Annotated in this window: 12 protein-coding genes; 5 read left to right on the top strand and 7 right to left on the bottom strand. The window is 29.9% G+C overall.

Features of this window, described 5'->3' with window-relative positions; all coding sequences use genetic code 11:
- Positions 1-9: 9 nt before the first annotated feature.
- The 3 genes from LACAL_RS03680 to LACAL_RS03670 are packed head-to-tail and all read right to left on the bottom strand — an operon-like array spanning position 10 to position 3,117.
- Positions 10-1,179, bottom strand: a complete 1,170-nt coding sequence (locus LACAL_RS03680) for an efflux RND transporter periplasmic adaptor subunit (RefSeq protein ID WP_013869358.1) — start codon at positions 1,177-1,179, stop codon at positions 10-12.
- Between the two features lie 22 nt (positions 1,180-1,201).
- Positions 1,202-2,509, bottom strand: coding sequence for a TolC family protein (locus LACAL_RS03675; RefSeq protein WP_013869357.1), 1,308 nt, complete (start codon positions 2,507-2,509; stop codon positions 1,202-1,204).
- On the bottom strand, positions 2,509-3,117 hold the full coding sequence (locus LACAL_RS03670; RefSeq protein ID WP_013869356.1) for a TetR/AcrR family transcriptional regulator: 609 nt from the start codon (positions 3,115-3,117) through the stop codon (positions 2,509-2,511). The genes LACAL_RS03675 and LACAL_RS03670 overlap by 1 nt, the downstream gene beginning before the upstream one ends.
- Before the next feature lie 125 nt (positions 3,118-3,242).
- Here LACAL_RS03670 and LACAL_RS03665 point away from each other — a divergent pair, with 125 nt between their 5' ends.
- Together LACAL_RS03665 and LACAL_RS03660 are read left to right on the top strand one after the other, a co-directional pair.
- Entirely contained in the window at positions 3,243-4,217 is a 975-nt protein-coding gene (locus LACAL_RS03665; protein ID WP_013869355.1) for a polyprenyl synthetase family protein, read from the top strand.
- Positions 4,218-4,297: 80 nt separating this feature from the next.
- On the top strand, positions 4,298-4,651 hold the full coding sequence (locus LACAL_RS03660; RefSeq protein WP_013869354.1) for a hypothetical protein: 354 nt from the start codon (positions 4,298-4,300) through the stop codon (positions 4,649-4,651).
- Between the two features lie 344 nt (positions 4,652-4,995).
- Here the strand turns inward: LACAL_RS03660 and LACAL_RS15615 are convergent, their stop codons facing one another.
- Entirely contained in the window at positions 4,996-5,190 is a 195-nt protein-coding gene (locus tag LACAL_RS15615; RefSeq protein ID WP_371200058.1) for a hypothetical protein, read from the bottom strand.
- 114 nt (positions 5,191-5,304) lie between these two features.
- On the opposite strand from LACAL_RS15615, the gene LACAL_RS03650 reads away from it, so the two are divergent.
- From LACAL_RS03650 to odhB, 3 genes are read left to right on the top strand one after another with little or no spacing between them, the layout of a single operon-like run.
- Entirely contained in the window at positions 5,305-8,061 is a 2,757-nt protein-coding gene (locus LACAL_RS03650; RefSeq protein ID WP_013869353.1) for a 2-oxoglutarate dehydrogenase E1 component, read from the top strand.
- Positions 8,062-8,081: 20 nt separating this feature from the next.
- Positions 8,082-8,456 (top strand): DUF3887 domain-containing protein, encoded by a 375-nt coding sequence (locus LACAL_RS03645; protein WP_013869352.1) that lies wholly within the window; start codon positions 8,082-8,084, stop codon positions 8,454-8,456.
- A 48-nt stretch (positions 8,457-8,504) separates the two neighbouring features.
- Positions 8,505-9,758, top strand: coding sequence for a 2-oxoglutarate dehydrogenase complex dihydrolipoyllysine-residue succinyltransferase (gene odhB, locus LACAL_RS03640; protein WP_013869351.1), 1,254 nt, complete (start codon positions 8,505-8,507; stop codon positions 9,756-9,758).
- Positions 9,759-10,562: 804 nt separating this feature from the next.
- Here the strand turns inward: odhB and LACAL_RS03635 are convergent.
- The 3 genes from LACAL_RS03635 to LACAL_RS03625 are packed head-to-tail and all read right to left on the bottom strand — an operon-like array spanning position 10,563 to position 14,258.
- Positions 10,563-11,201, bottom strand: a complete 639-nt coding sequence (locus tag LACAL_RS03635; RefSeq protein WP_013869349.1) for a response regulator transcription factor — start codon at positions 11,199-11,201, stop codon at positions 10,563-10,565.
- Positions 11,202-11,251: 50 nt separating this feature from the next.
- Positions 11,252-11,698, bottom strand: coding sequence for a retropepsin-like aspartic protease (locus LACAL_RS03630; protein WP_013869348.1), 447 nt, complete (start codon positions 11,696-11,698; stop codon positions 11,252-11,254).
- On the bottom strand, positions 11,655-14,258 hold the full coding sequence (locus LACAL_RS03625; protein WP_013869347.1) for a CHAT domain-containing protein: 2,604 nt from the start codon (positions 14,256-14,258) through the stop codon (positions 11,655-11,657). The genes LACAL_RS03630 and LACAL_RS03625 overlap by 44 nt, the downstream gene beginning before the upstream one ends.
- Between the last annotated feature and the right edge of the window lie 14 nt (positions 14,259-14,272).

The following is a 14,272-nucleotide window of genomic DNA, read 5'->3' as shown; positions in this document are numbered from 1 at the left end:
TTTGTTGGTTTAATAGTTTATAACTTTAACTGTTTGTCCATCTTTAACACTACGTGCTCCTTCTTGAATAAGTTCTGCACCACTTTCAATATTTTCTAAAACCTCTATAACATCACCTTGAGTTTTTCCAGTTTTAATAATGATTTTATTTACTGTGCCTTGGTCGTTTTCTTTTTTGTTTTTAACAACATATACATACTGTTCTCCTTCTGCATTTTCTGAAATAATGCTTTGTGGTATTAGTATGGCTTTTTCGTTAGTGTAATCGTTAATTTTAAGTTTTGCTGTTAGATTAGGTTTTATGCTTTTGTTTTTGTTTGGTACACCTATTTCTACTTTAAAAGTACGGTTTGCTGCATTTATAACATCTCCAGCTTGACGTATTTGTGTGTTTATTGTTTTGTTTAAAACTGGGAACTCTACAGTTACGTCTTTACCTTTAGTTACAAATGGTAAATAGCTTTCTGGTACATCTGTTTCAATATACATATCGCTTAAGTTTACAATTTGCATTAAGGGTGTTTGTCCAGCGCCAACAACACTACCTTTTTCTGTAATGACATCATCAATAGTTCCAGAAAATGGAGCTCTAACAGTAGTTTTGTTTATTTGCTGTTGTAATTGGTTAACAGCTTCTTGTTGTGCTTCGTAAGAAGATTTGGCTTGAAGGTATTGAATCTCACTACCAATTTTTTGGTTCCATAATCTTTCTTGACGCTCAAAAGTGGTTTTAGATAAGGCAGATTGTATTTTAACTTGTGCTAACTGCTGGCTTAAACCGCCATCATCAATTTTAGCTAAAATTTGTCCTTTGCTTACTCTTTGTCCTTCTTTAACATAGACATTAGTTAAAATACCGCTAAACTCTGGTGTAATTGTTAAAAGTTTTTTTGTTGTAACATTACCTTGAAGTTCTAATACGTGATTAAATACTTCTTCTTTAGCTTTAAAAGTTGTTATTAAAGGTACGTTTTGTGTAGTGTCTAAAGTTTTAATTTTTGCATCTAATTGTTTTATTTTAGATTGTATAGCATCTTGTTCTGTTACCAATTCTGCTCTCTTGGTACGAATGTTTTCTAGGTTATTAGATTCTATTACTTTTTCAACAGTATTTTTTTTATCTCCTCCACAAGAGGCTAATAAAATAGCTAAAAAAGAAAGTGTTATTATATTTTTCATGATTATTGTTTTGTGAATTTGATTAGTTGGTTGTGTTTAAAAGTGTTTCTAATTCTGCTTTTTTTGTAATTACATCTAACATCGTTTGAAGCAATTCTTGTTGTGCTGTATATAATTGAGTTTGTGCTTGGCGTAGCTCGAAACTAGAGCCAATACCTTCAAAAAATTTAGTTTGATTTTTGTTTTCAATGCGTTCAGCAAGTGTTAAGTTTTCTTTCTTGTTTTGGTAATCTTCAATTGCAAATTGGTAGTCACTTTTGGCAGATTCTATTTCAAGGCTTAACATTTGTTGTGTTTCGGTAAGACTAATTTCGGCTTTTTGTAAGTTAATTTCTGCACGTTGTGTGGCAGCACTTCTCATACCAGAACTAAAAATAGGAATGTTTAAACTCACACCAAATATAGAAGAGCCATACCATTTTTTATCTGTATTGGTAAAACTAAATGTTTCTCTATTTCCTGTATATGCACCATTTATAAATGCATTTAAACTTGGTAAGGCTTTACTTTTCTCTAGTTTTACTAATAGCTCTTGAGATACTTTATTGTTTTTAGCAATTTTATAATCTATTGTGTTTTCAACGTTATTTGCTGTGTCTAATAGGTTAAGGTTAATATTTTCTAGTGTTAAAGCATCTAAATCTTCTGTTAAAACAGTGGTTTCGTTTATTGGTTTTCCAATAGTTAAGTTAAACATTTGGTATGCTAAATCTTTTAAACGTGTAGTGTTATTAAGATTGCTTTTAACACTTGATAATGTTATTTTTAATTGCTCAACACTTTCTTCTTCTTCTAATCCGTTTTCAAAAATTTTAGTTGTATCGTTTAGGTTTTTTTCTAAAACATCAATATTACGTTGTAAAATAGCAATACTTTCTTCTGCTAGTAAAACATTTCCGTATGCGTTTATTACAGCTTTTCTTACCTCTAGATCTGTTTTTGTTTTTGCATTTTTAGATATTTCTAAATATACTTTTGCAGATTGTAACCCTACTAAGTAAGAGCCATCAAATAATAACTGGCTTAAAGTTGCAGTACCGGTTAAAGTGTGTTTTGTTCCTACTTGAATTATTTGGTCTCCAAATACAAAAATATTACGTTTTAATGCGTTTTGGTAATCTACAGTAGCACTCAATTGCGGAAGTCCTATTGCTGTGGTTTCCCATTTTTGCTTTTCGGCAGCCAAAATATCTAATGCAGCATTTTTAGAGTCTCGGTTATTTTCTATTGCATAATCTATGGCTTCTTGTAGAGAGAAACTTGTTGGAGTTTCTTGAGCATAAGCTATAGATGTTATTATTAAACTATATGCTATTAATAGTTTTTTCATTAGTTAAGGTTGGTTTTATTAATAAATTTTTCAAGTGTTTGTAGTCCTTTATTGGTGCAAATGGCTCTTAAGTGGTATTCTAAGTAGTTTTCCATTAAATATTCCATAGTAAAAATGTTTGTTGGGAAAATATTCTGGTCTTTAATACCAGACATGCCATTAAAATACATTCTAGAAATAAAATCTACATCTATGTTTTCTCTAAATAAACCTGTGTCAACGCCTTTTTGCATACTGTTTTTTACAGAAACATGCATTTTTTGAAATTGTTTTAGGTGTAAATTGTTATGTATTTGCGGGTAGTATTTTTTTAATTGAAATTGAGGTGATGTTTTTTCGTTTTTTAAAAATGTCATCACAAACATTTTTATTTGATAAAGCTCTTCAATAGGGTTGGGTGAAGTATTGCAAATACAATCTATACCTTCGCAAATTTTATCAAACATTTGCGATGTGGTTTCTTCAACTAGCTTGGTTTTGTTTGTAAAATGTTGGTATATGGTTTTTTTAGATATGCCTAGCTCGTTAGCAATATCATCCATAGTAACGCTTTTAAATCCTAGATTTAAAAAAAGCTCTGCCGATTTATTTATAATTTTTTCTTTCATAATTTTATGCAAATATACTTACGGAAACTTTAAAAACAATAAAAGTTTCCTGAGTTTTAACGATTTCTTAACATTGTCTTAAAATTGCATATAGTTATTTTGGCTTTTTACACTATTTTTGTGCGATGCAAAATACCTTATATTACCAAAATGCTTTTTTAGAATATTTAGAAACGTTTTCTAAAATTCGAGAACCTAAAAACTTATACCAGCCAATAGATTACATATTAAAACTTGGAGGAAAACGATTGCGTCCTGTTTTAACATTGATGACTGCAGAGGTTTTTAATTATGATTATAAAAAAGCATTAGATGCTGCTTTAAGTATAGAAGTATTTCATAATTTTTCTTTAGTACATGATGATATAATGGATGATGCTCCATTGCGTAGAGGAGAACAAACTGTTCATGAAAAATGGGATGTAAATACAGCTATTTTGTCTGGAGATGCTATGCTAATTATGGCATATCAGTTATTTGAGAATTACGATTCTAAAACGTTTCAAGCTTTAGCAAAACTATTTAGTAAAACAGCTCTAGAGGTTTGTGAAGGACAACAATATGATGTTGATTTTGAAACTCGAGACGATGTTACTATTAGTGAGTATTTAAAAATGATAGAGTATAAAACAGCCGTTTTAGTTGGTGCCGCTATGAAAATGGGAGCTATTGTAGCAAAAGCTTCTAATGAAGATCAAGACGGAATATACAATTTTGGAAGATTATTAGGTATAGCTTTTCAATTGCAAGACGATTATTTAGATGCTTTTGGAAACCCAGAAACTTTTGGTAAACAAGTTGGTGGAGATATTATAGAAAATAAAAAAACATACTTATATCTTAAAGCTATTGAAAATTTAGAAACTTCAGAAAAGAAACAAATAGAGCAACTGTTTTCTGTTAACCTACAAGATAATGACGATAAAATAGAGACAGTAAAAGAGTTTTTTGTAAAAAGCGAAGCGGCCAAAGCAACACAAGCAGAAATAGAAAACTATACAAATAAAGCTTTTGCAGTTCTTGAAACGTTGAATATTTCAGAAGAAAAGAAAACCATTTTAAAACAATTTGGTAATACACTAATGACAAGAAAAGTATAATTTTGTTACCTATATTATATTGTAATAAATAAACTTTAATAGAAGTAAAGTTAATTTCTGCTTATGCAGAAATATCAAGTATGGAGCTACCAACAACATTTGAAGCTTTAATAAAAGAAGCAAACCAATTAGATTTATATAAAAAGCTAATATACCAGTTAAACAAAGACTTTTTATATGCTAATATAGATTTGGATTTTAACGAAGATATTTTACCTACTAGTTTAAAGTTAATGCTTCATGAAATAGTTTATAAGTTAATTCAGGAAAAATTTACAGAGTATTTAAACTTATTATATATAATTGATGTTCCAGAATCTAAAATTAAAAAATTAGACGGTAACGATACTTTGGTTTTAGCCGAACAGGTTTCTTTTTTAATACTAAAACGCGAATGGCAAAAAGTGTGGTTTAGAAACAAATACAGTAGCTAAATGTTTTAAAAATAAACTCTTACAAAAGGCGCCCAAGCATTTGCATAAATACTTCTATTATCATCATATAGCAAATCGTATCTAATACCAATTGTTACATTTCTAGTGCGATATCCAGCACCTAAAAATAAAGCAGGAGACCAATAGTTGTCATCTATTAAATTTGGATTGTCAAAATTTCGGCTAACATTATTTTGTTCAAACTCTGCCGATAATTGTATTTCATTAATAGGGTTTACTAAACCAATTAAACTACCGCCAATTATTGTTGACTTAACAAGGTTTTTTCTGCTAAAATAAGTGCCGCTTAAACCAACGCCTAAAGCTACAGTTTCGTTAAATTGTTATATAGCACTTGGAGCTAAAGTGGCGCTAAAAACATTATTTCCTGTACTTAAGCCAATACCTCCACCAAAACGAACATGTTCCCAGAAATCACTTTTGTTAGTTTTTGCTTGTCCTATTGATAAATTCGTAAAAAAGAAACTTAAAAATAGAAAAAGAACGATTTTTAATGGGAAAACAGCAGTGTGCTTCATAATACAATAATTAGATGTTAAGATTGACATAAATATAAGAAAAGCATCGCTATTTTTAGAGAATGTTGTATTTTTGATGAAATTTGTTGAAGCGAACACGTCTTATACTTAATAATGGATAAATATTCCTTTTTAAACGCAGCACATACAGCATATTTTGCTGATTTATACGAACAATACTTAGAGAACCCAGATTCTATAGAACCAAGCTGGAGAGCCTTTTTTCAAGGTTACGATTTTGGTAGTGAAAACTATGGCATGGATGGAGAACTTGTAGAAGGAGTTTCTACACAAATTCCAGAACATGTTCAAAAAGAATTTCAGGTTGTAAAACTAATAGATGGTTACCGTAATAGAGGTCACTTATTTACAAAAACTAATCCTGTTAGAGAGCGTAGAAAATACGCTCCAACTTTAGAGATTGAGAATTTTGGTTTAACCAAAAACGACTTGTCTACAGTTTTTAATGCTGGAGAAATTCTAGGTATAGGTTCTCAAACTTTAGAAGAAATTATTAAACACCTAGAGCGTATTTACTGCGATTCTATTGGTGTTGAGTATATGTATATTAGAAAACCAGAAGAGATTAAATGGATTCAGGACAAGTTAAATATTAACGATAACCAACCTAAATTTTCTTCAGACGAGAAAAAGCATATCTTAAAAAAACTTAACGAAGCCGTATCTTTTGAAAGCTTTTTACATACAAAATATGTTGGTCAAAAACGTTTTTCTTTAGAAGGTGGAGAAGCATTAATTCCTGCTTTAGACGCTGTAATTGAAAAAGCAGCAGAATTAGGTGTAGAAGAATTTGTAATGGGAATGGCACATAGAGGTCGACTTTCTACATTAACAAATATCTTTGGAAAAAGTGCAAAAGATATTTTTAGTGAATTTGACGGTAAAGATTATGAAGAAGAAGTTTTTGATGGTGATGTAAAATACCACTTAGGCTGGACTAGCCATAGAGGCACAGATTCTGGAAAAGATATAAAACTAAGTATCGCTCCAAACCCATCACACTTAGAAACTGTTGGTGCAGTTGTAGAAGGAATTGTAAGAGCAAAACAAGATAAAGATTTTAGCGACGATTTTAGTAAAGTTTTACCAATAGTAGTACATGGTGACGCTGCAATTGCAGGTCAAGGTTTAGTATACGAAGTTGTGCAAATGGCACAGTTAGATGGATATAAAACAAATGGTACTATACACATAGTTGTAAATAACCAAGTTGGGTTTACAACAAATTATTTAGATGCCAGATCAAGTACATACTGTACAGATGTAGGTAAAGTAACACTATCACCTGTACTTCACGTAAATGCAGACGACGCAGAAGCAGTTGTACATGCTACATTATTTGCATTAGATTTTAGAATGCAGTTTAAGCGCGACGTATTTATAGATATGCTAGGGTATAGAAAATATGGCCATAACGAAGGTGATGAGCCACGTTTTACACAACCAAAATTATACAAAGCAATATCTAAGCATGCAAACCCAAGAAACATTTATGCCGAAAAATTAATTGCAGAAGGTGTTATTGGTAAAGATCATGTTAAACAATTAGAAAAAAATTATAAAGACAGTCTTGAAGAAAAATTAGATGCTTCAAGAAAAGAAGATAAAACAGTTATAACGCCATTTATGGAATCTGTATGGGAAGATTTTACTCGTGTAGATGAAGTAGAAATGATGAAAACTGTAGACACAAAAGTGTCCCAAAAAGAGTTAGAAAAAATAACTAAGGTTATATCTAACCTACCAGAAGATAAAAAGTTTATACGTAAAATAGAAAGACTAGTACAATCTCGTCAAACAATGTTTGATGAAAATAAACTAGATTGGGCTATGGCAGAGCATTTAGCTTACGGTACACTTTTAGAAGAAGGCTACAATGTTAGAATTTCTGGTCAAGATGTAGAAAGAGGAACATTCTCTCATAGACACGCAGTAGTTAAAGTTGAAGATAGCGAAGAAGAAATAATATTACATAATAATATTAGCGATACGCAAGGTCAATTTTATATCTATAACTCACTATTATCAGAGTATGGAGTAGTAGGTTTCGATTATGGTTATGCAATGGCAAGCCCAAAAACATTGACCATTTGGGAAGCGCAATTTGGAGACTTTAGTAATGGAGCACAAATAATGTTAGACCAGTACATATCTGCAGGAGAAGATAAATGGAAAACTCAAAACGGTTTGGTAATGTTATTGCCACATGGTTATGAAGGTCAAGGCGCAGAACATTCATCAGCAAGAATGGAACGTTACCTACAACTATGTGCAAAAGATAATATGTATGTTGCAGATTGTACAACGCCAGAAAACATGTTTCACTTGTTAAGAAGACAAATGAAATCTAACTTTAGAAAACCATTAATAATTTTTACACCAAAAAGTTTATTACGTCATCCAAAATGTGTTTCTACAGTAGAAGAATTTGCAAACGGAAGCTTTAAAACTGTAATAGATGATGATGCCGTAGAAGCAAGCAAAGTAAAAACACTTGTATTGTTAACCGGTAAATTTTATTACGACTTAGATGAAGAACGCAATAAGCAAGGTAGAGATGATATTGCATTTATAAGAATAGAACAATTATTCCCACTACCAGTAGAAGAAATAAGAAAAACAATACAAAACTATACTAATGTAGATGAAATTGTTTGGGCGCAAGAAGAGCCTAGAAATATGGGAGCTTATAGCCATATGTTAATGCACTTAGACGAGGCAAAAACATTTAGAGCAGCAACGCGAAGAGCTTATGGAGCACCAGCAGCAGGAAGTAGTACAAGATCTAAAAAACGTCATCAAGAAGTTATAGATTACGTATTTGATAAAAGTAAAAATAACCAGCGATAATTCGCATAAATCATAATATTATGAAAAAAGCAATAGTATTAATAGTAGCAATTTTAAGTTTTTCAGTAGGTTTTGCGCAAACAGAAAAGGCAAATTATAAAAAAGTTGTTTCAGAGTTTCAAGAAAACTACAATCAACAAGATTATAAAGCAATTTATAATATGCTAAATGCAAACTTTCAAAAGACATTAACTTTAGAAAAAACAAAAACTTTCTTTAAAACTAATGTAAATGCAGAAGCTTTAGGGAAGATTAATACAGTAGAATTAAAAGAAATTGTAAGAACAGGTCATAACTATAGCTTGACTTTCGAGAATGGAGCAGGAGAAGTTTTTTTTCTATTAGATGAAAATAATAAAATTAGTGGATTACAAATGTATCCAGCAAAGCAATAAACAAACCAAAAAGTCATAACAAGACATTAAGTAAAAAATTACAGTACGATGATTTTAGAAATGAAAGTACCTTCGCCAGGTGAATCAATTACAGAAGTTGAAATAGCTGAATGGTTAGTAGAAGATGGTGATTATGTAGAAAAAGACCAAGCAATAGCAGAGGTAGATAGTGATAAAGCAACATTAGAATTACCAGCTGAAGCAAGTGGAACAATTACATTAAAAGCCGAAGAAGGTGATGCAGTAGCAGTTGGGCAAGTAGTTTGTTTAATTGATACCGCTGCAAAAGCTCCAGAATCTTCAACTTACGAAGGTGGCGATGAAGGCGGAAATGAAGATGCAGAGCAAGACTTAGCTAAAGATCAAAAAGCAGCACCAAATAAAGAAAATCACGAAAAAGCACCAAATCCTGCAAAAGAAACTTACGCTTCTGGAGTTGCAAGTCCAGCAGCAAAGAAAATTTTAGCAGAAAAAAATATGGATGCATCATCTATAACTGGAACAGGTAAAGATGGGCGTGTTACTAAAGACGATGCTGTTAAAGCAACACCTTCTATGGGAACTCCAACAGGAGGAAACAGAGGTTCTTCTAGAAGTAAAATGTCTATGTTACGTAGAAAAGTAGCAGAGCGTTTAGTTGAAGCTAAAAATACAACAGCAATGTTAACTACTTTTAACGAAGTAGATATGTCGCCAATATTTGCTTTAAGAAAAGAATATAAAGAAACATTTAAATCTAAGCACGGTGTAAGTTTAGGGTTTATGTCTTTCTTTACTTTAGCAGTAGTTAGAGCATTAAAATTATATCCTGCAGTTAACTCTATGATTGATGGAAAAGAGATGTTAACTTACGATTTTGTAGATGTAAGTATAGCCGTTTCTGGTCCAAAAGGATTAATGGTTCCTGTAATTAGAAATGCCGAAAACCTATCTTTTAGAGGTGTTGAAGCAGAAGTTAAACGTTTAGCTTTACGTGCTAGAGATGGTAAAATTACAGTAGATGAAATGACTGGTGGTACTTTTACAATTTCTAATGGTGGCGTATTTGGTTCTATGTTATCAACTCCAATTATTAATCCACCTCAAAGTGGTATTTTAGGAATGCATAATATTGTAGAGCGTCCTGTTGCAATTGATGGTCATGTAGAAATTAGACCTATAATGTATGTTGCATTATCTTACGACCATAGAATAATTGATGGTAAAGAAAGTGTAGGATTCTTAGTTGCAGTAAAAGAAGCATTAGAAAATCCAACAGAGTTATTAATGGATAACGATATAAAAAGAGCTTTAGAGCTTTAATAACTAAACTCTATAAAATAAAAAAAGCGCAACTTATTTAGTTGCGCTTTTTTTATTTCAAAAAGGTACTTGTAAATACAATAACTAACTAAAAAAAGGTTACAAATACATTGATTGAAATAATGACGATTGCAAAAACAATTATAGTAACTATAAAAGCTTTGTTTTGTGTTTCTGTTTCTTCGATCATAATAGTAGGTTTTTTTGTGTGGTAAAAAAAACTCTGCACCATTACAATGCAGAGTTCTGTAAATAATTCTCCCTAAGAACTAATTAATAGCATTATAAAGGTAAGTAGTATTATTCTTAAAAAAAATACGTAGAACTACGTATTTTTTTAAGCTTGTTATTTGAATTAGAAACTCTTGAACCTCCATTTATAACTGGTTTAGATGTGGTTTTAACGTGAAATATTTTGTTCATTCTACAAATTTTATTTTTATAAAAAGCGCAGTTTATTCAAAAAATTAAAAATTACATTAAAGAAATTGAAAAAGAGTGTTGTAGTTGTTAGGGTAAATAAAAATATATACCCTTATAAAAAAAGAGAAGCTTTACATTTGGTTAAAATGTAAAGCTTATATATGCCTCTCTATATAATTGATTAATAGCATTATAAAGATAAGGAGTATTAGACAAAAAAAAAATACGTATAAATACGTATTTTTTTAAAAAATAAAATCACACAAAAAACAGTCTAATATTTTGTTAATCAGTGTTTTGAGTTGAAATCTGTTTGTTTTTAGGTGTTATTACATAAATTTTAAAAAAAGCGAAAAAAGCAATTTTTAATATTTTTCAGTTTTAATTTTGTAAAAGCTCTTTATTTAAATTGGCCCAAAGCATTAATGCATTATGAGATTTCTGTAGCTTTAATTTTTTTGTAATATTACTTCGGTGTTTTTCAATTGTTCTAATTGAGCTTTGTAACGTTTCAGATATTTCTTGGTTTGTTTTATTTTCAGATAGTAGTTGTACTATTTTAAGTTCGGTTCTGGTTAATAAATCTGTAATATGAGATTTAGAATATTTTAATTTAGAGTTTAGGTATGAGGCTATTTCTTCACTAAAATAAGCTTCACCTTTTTTAACATGTTCTATACAGTTTTCAATTTCTTCAATTGCAAATTCTTTTAAAATATAGCCATAAACATTAAATTCTTTTGCTTTATCAAAAAGCTCTTCTTCATTATCAAAAGTAATAAGGATAACCTTGGTGTTTAAGTTGTATTTTTTACAAGCTTCAGCAACATCAAGACCTGTCATGTAAGGCATTCTAATATCGAGAATAGCAATATCGGGTTTGTGCTTAACAATTAATGCATAAGCAGCTCGGCCATCTTCAGCTTTTCCAAGAATCTCATATCCTTTTGAAGCAATAAAATCGCTCAAACCTCTAAGCATTAGTGGATGATCGTCAGCAATGACAATTGTAGTTTTCATTTTTAGGGAGTTTTATTTTAAGTAGTAATATAAAAGTAAGAAAATACACTTTAAATTGGCTTTAAATACAAGTATTTCTTGTTATAATCTATAATAGCTTTGCCTTTTTTTAATATATCTGCTCCAATTATTCCATTTACAGGTTTGGCATTATGAGTTGTTAAAGCGGTATTTACATGTGTTAAATCAAACAATACAAGATTAACTTTAGTTTTTTTCCACCTACCAATCATTATCGTATTTTTACTAGCAATTTGAGTAAGCATATCTGTAGCTCCAGCTCCAGCAGCTTTAATGTCTGAGTCTTTTGCTGCAAGTTTAAAGCGTTCAATGTCTTTAAAACCAATACAGCTACTAGACGCGCCAGTATCTAAAATAAACAATCCTTTTACACCGTTAACTTTAGCTTTAATTTCAAAGTGATTGGTTTTTGTAAGCTTAAGTTTTATTTTTTTATATCCTTTTTCTAGTAAGAATTCCCAAAGTGCGTTTTCCATTTTTCTTTTTAAATAGGAATAGTAAAAGTACTATAATTACAATAGAGATAACTACTATACTCCAGATATATGTATAATCTTTTTTAACACTATTAAAACTGCCATAGTAATTAAAAGCACTCCAAAAAAATGGAGATTTTTTAATGTTTGTAATTTTATTGTTATTTAAGTAATCTATTTTAGATTGCCTATTAGCGTAATTTATAGCATTGGTTTTACTTAAATTTTTGTAAAATGAAGCCATAATTTGCGATGTAGATAAATCGCTAATTTGCCATAAAGAGTAAACTGTATTTTCTACACCAGCATATTGAAAGCCACGAGCAATACTCATAGCGCCTTCGCCACGGTGCAACATGCCAACTCCAGTTTCGCAAGCACTTAAAACAACAAGATTGGCTGTTAAGTTTAGTTTGTACAATTCGTTAGTTGAAAATGCAGTATCTATAAAAGAAATTTGAGCAGGTGTATAAAAATCTCCAGATGTGCCATGCGTTGAAAGATGTAAAATTGAAAATGCATTTGCATTATTTATAAATGCATTTTTTGTAGCTTTTTCATTAATTAAAATTTTAGTTTTAATTGTGTTTTCAATTTTTTTAGCTTCGGTTACAGAATTTGGAAGTTCGAATTTGGTGCTTTTGTAAACAGGAAATACGCCCAAAACTTTAGGTTTTATAATATTAGGATTATTATTAAGGTATAGCGCGCAGTTAGCATTGTAAACTGTAGTGTGTGTTTTTACAAAAAAAGGAATTTGATTAAACGATTTACTTTCGGTTTTATTAGTAATTAAAGCATCAAACGGAATGAAATTTAACAAGCCATCTGGAATTATTAATATGTTATTTAGGTTGCTAACAGAGTTTAAGTTTAACAAGTTATAAAGCTCGAGTGCTTTTTTAGTGTAAGCTTGTATATTGTTATTTATAACTGAAGAATTATCGAAATATGAAATAAATTCTTTAATGAGATTTGTATTATTTTTACTAAGTTCTATTTTGTTAAAAACCGTTACTTTATTAGAAATTATAATTTGATAAATTGCTTTTTTACCATAAAAAAAGTTTACTAGACTTGCTTTATCCTGCTCTAATTTTGTAATTAATTTTGAGATATTTAAAGGTTTGTTTTGCGTAGTAAATTTGTTTTCAATGTCTTGATTTACTTTTTTTAAATCAATATTTATAAAAGAGAGTTGTTCTCTAATTTTATTTTTTTGGTTTGGGTTTGAATTGTAAGGCGACTTAATTAACCTATTAGTAAGTTGTTCTTGTTTTTGCAAAAGCGATTGTTGCTTTAATAATAGAGAGTCTTTAGGATGTTTTTTTAATAAGTCTTTTTTGTCAAGAATATCATTTAAAACAGACGCTTTATAACGTTCGGAAATTTTTAAAGCTTCTGTAGTAAAGTAAGTGTCTTCGCTTTTATTTTGAAGTTTATATAGTAAGTTTAAACATTTCTCGCTTCGGCTTCTTTTTTCATTTAGTAAAATAAGTTTACCATCTTGTGTTGTTGTGTTTTTTGCTAATAAATCGCTTACATAAAAACTTAGTTTATAATAGTCTAATGCTTTTTTAGGATTACTTTCTAATGTTGCTAATAAATCGAAAACTCCAATGAATGCATTTTCTGGGTAAAGTTCTTTTTCTGTAGGTATTGAATGTCGATTGTAGTTTTTTAATAAGGTTTTTAATGCATGGTTTAAGTTTTTTTCTGCCGCGTTAAAATTGTTTAATTTATAATGAATTTGAGCCTCTTCTAAATATAGTTTTGCCAATTCACTTGCAGAAGATAAATTACTTGTTTTTAAGTGCTTTATGCTTTTAAAGGCTTTTAGCGCAGCTTTGTAATCTTGATTTTGCATTGCTAACTCATATGCTAGTTCTTTATCCTCTAGTTTACCTAAAAAATCTGAGCTAAAAATAATACGGTCTATTATTGTAACTTTTTTATTTAATCTAATCTGGCTTCTTGAAATTAGTCTTTTTAAATTACTTTTTTGTTGTTTGCTAGTACCATTTATATTTAGACCATACGTTGCAATATCTATTGCTTGTTGGTGTCTGTTGGTTGTTTGGTAAAGTCTAGATAAATTTATAGTTCCTGCTATTTGCTGAGTCGTGTTATTTGTTTTTTTAGCTAATGCGATATAGTTTTTTGTTATGTTTTCGCAACTAGTGTAATCGCCAACTTTATTGTATAAAACACCTAAAGGTTTTAAACAATTTTCTATAATATCATACTCAAAAAAAGATGCTATATTTTTGTTTTTGTAGAGTTTCCAGGCTTTTTCGTATGTACTTATTGCATTAGTATTTTGACTTTTACTTTTTAGATAATAGGCTTTATTAACTAGTAAAAATATAAATGCCATGTACTCATCTTCAGTACTAAGTTTGGCTTCAAATATTGAAATTGCATCATTTAAATTTTTTAAAGCTTCGTTATTTTTTTCACTATTAAATAGCTCTGTAGCATTGTAAATATTGTTTTCTAAATTTTGAGAAAAGCCACTTACAATAAAAAGGAAACAAATAACAACTAAGAAGTTTTTCATATATATAGAATACG

The sequence above is a fragment of the Lacinutrix sp. 5H-3-7-4 genome, from assembly GCF_000211855.2.
Taxonomy (GTDB): domain Bacteria; phylum Bacteroidota; class Bacteroidia; order Flavobacteriales; family Flavobacteriaceae; genus Lacinutrix.
The sequence above is the reverse complement of the archived record's forward strand: the minus strand, read 5'-3'. Positions and strand labels throughout refer to the sequence as shown.

Excerpts from the sequence above, each read along its gene's own strand:
- LACAL_RS03680 (WP_013869358.1), bottom strand. The coding sequence starts at position 1,179 with ATGAAAAATATAATAACACTTTCTTTTTTAGCTATTTTATTAGCCTCT.
- LACAL_RS03675 (WP_013869357.1), bottom strand. The coding sequence starts at position 2,509 with ATGAAAAAACTATTAATAGCATATAGTTTAATAATAACATCTATAGCT.
- LACAL_RS03670 (WP_013869356.1), bottom strand. The coding sequence starts at position 3,117 with ATGAAAGAAAAAATTATAAATAAATCGGCAGAGCTTTTTTTAAATCTA.
- LACAL_RS03665 (WP_013869355.1), top strand. The coding sequence starts at position 3,243 with ATGCAAAATACCTTATATTACCAAAATGCTTTTTTAGAATATTTAGAA.
- LACAL_RS03660 (WP_013869354.1), top strand. The coding sequence starts at position 4,298 with ATGGAGCTACCAACAACATTTGAAGCTTTAATAAAAGAAGCAAACCAA.
- LACAL_RS15615 (WP_371200058.1), bottom strand. The coding sequence starts at position 5,190 with ATGAAGCACACTGCTGTTTTCCCATTAAAAATCGTTCTTTTTCTATTT.
- LACAL_RS03650 (WP_013869353.1), top strand. The coding sequence starts at position 5,305 with ATGGATAAATATTCCTTTTTAAACGCAGCACATACAGCATATTTTGCT.
- LACAL_RS03645 (WP_013869352.1), top strand. The coding sequence starts at position 8,082 with ATGAAAAAAGCAATAGTATTAATAGTAGCAATTTTAAGTTTTTCAGTA.
- odhB (WP_013869351.1), top strand. The coding sequence starts at position 8,505 with ATGATTTTAGAAATGAAAGTACCTTCGCCAGGTGAATCAATTACAGAA.
- LACAL_RS03635 (WP_013869349.1), bottom strand. The coding sequence starts at position 11,201 with ATGAAAACTACAATTGTCATTGCTGACGATCATCCACTAATGCTTAGA.
- LACAL_RS03630 (WP_013869348.1), bottom strand. The coding sequence starts at position 11,698 with ATGGAAAACGCACTTTGGGAATTCTTACTAGAAAAAGGATATAAAAAA.
- LACAL_RS03625 (WP_013869347.1), bottom strand. The coding sequence starts at position 14,258 with ATGAAAAACTTCTTAGTTGTTATTTGTTTCCTTTTTATTGTAAGTGGC.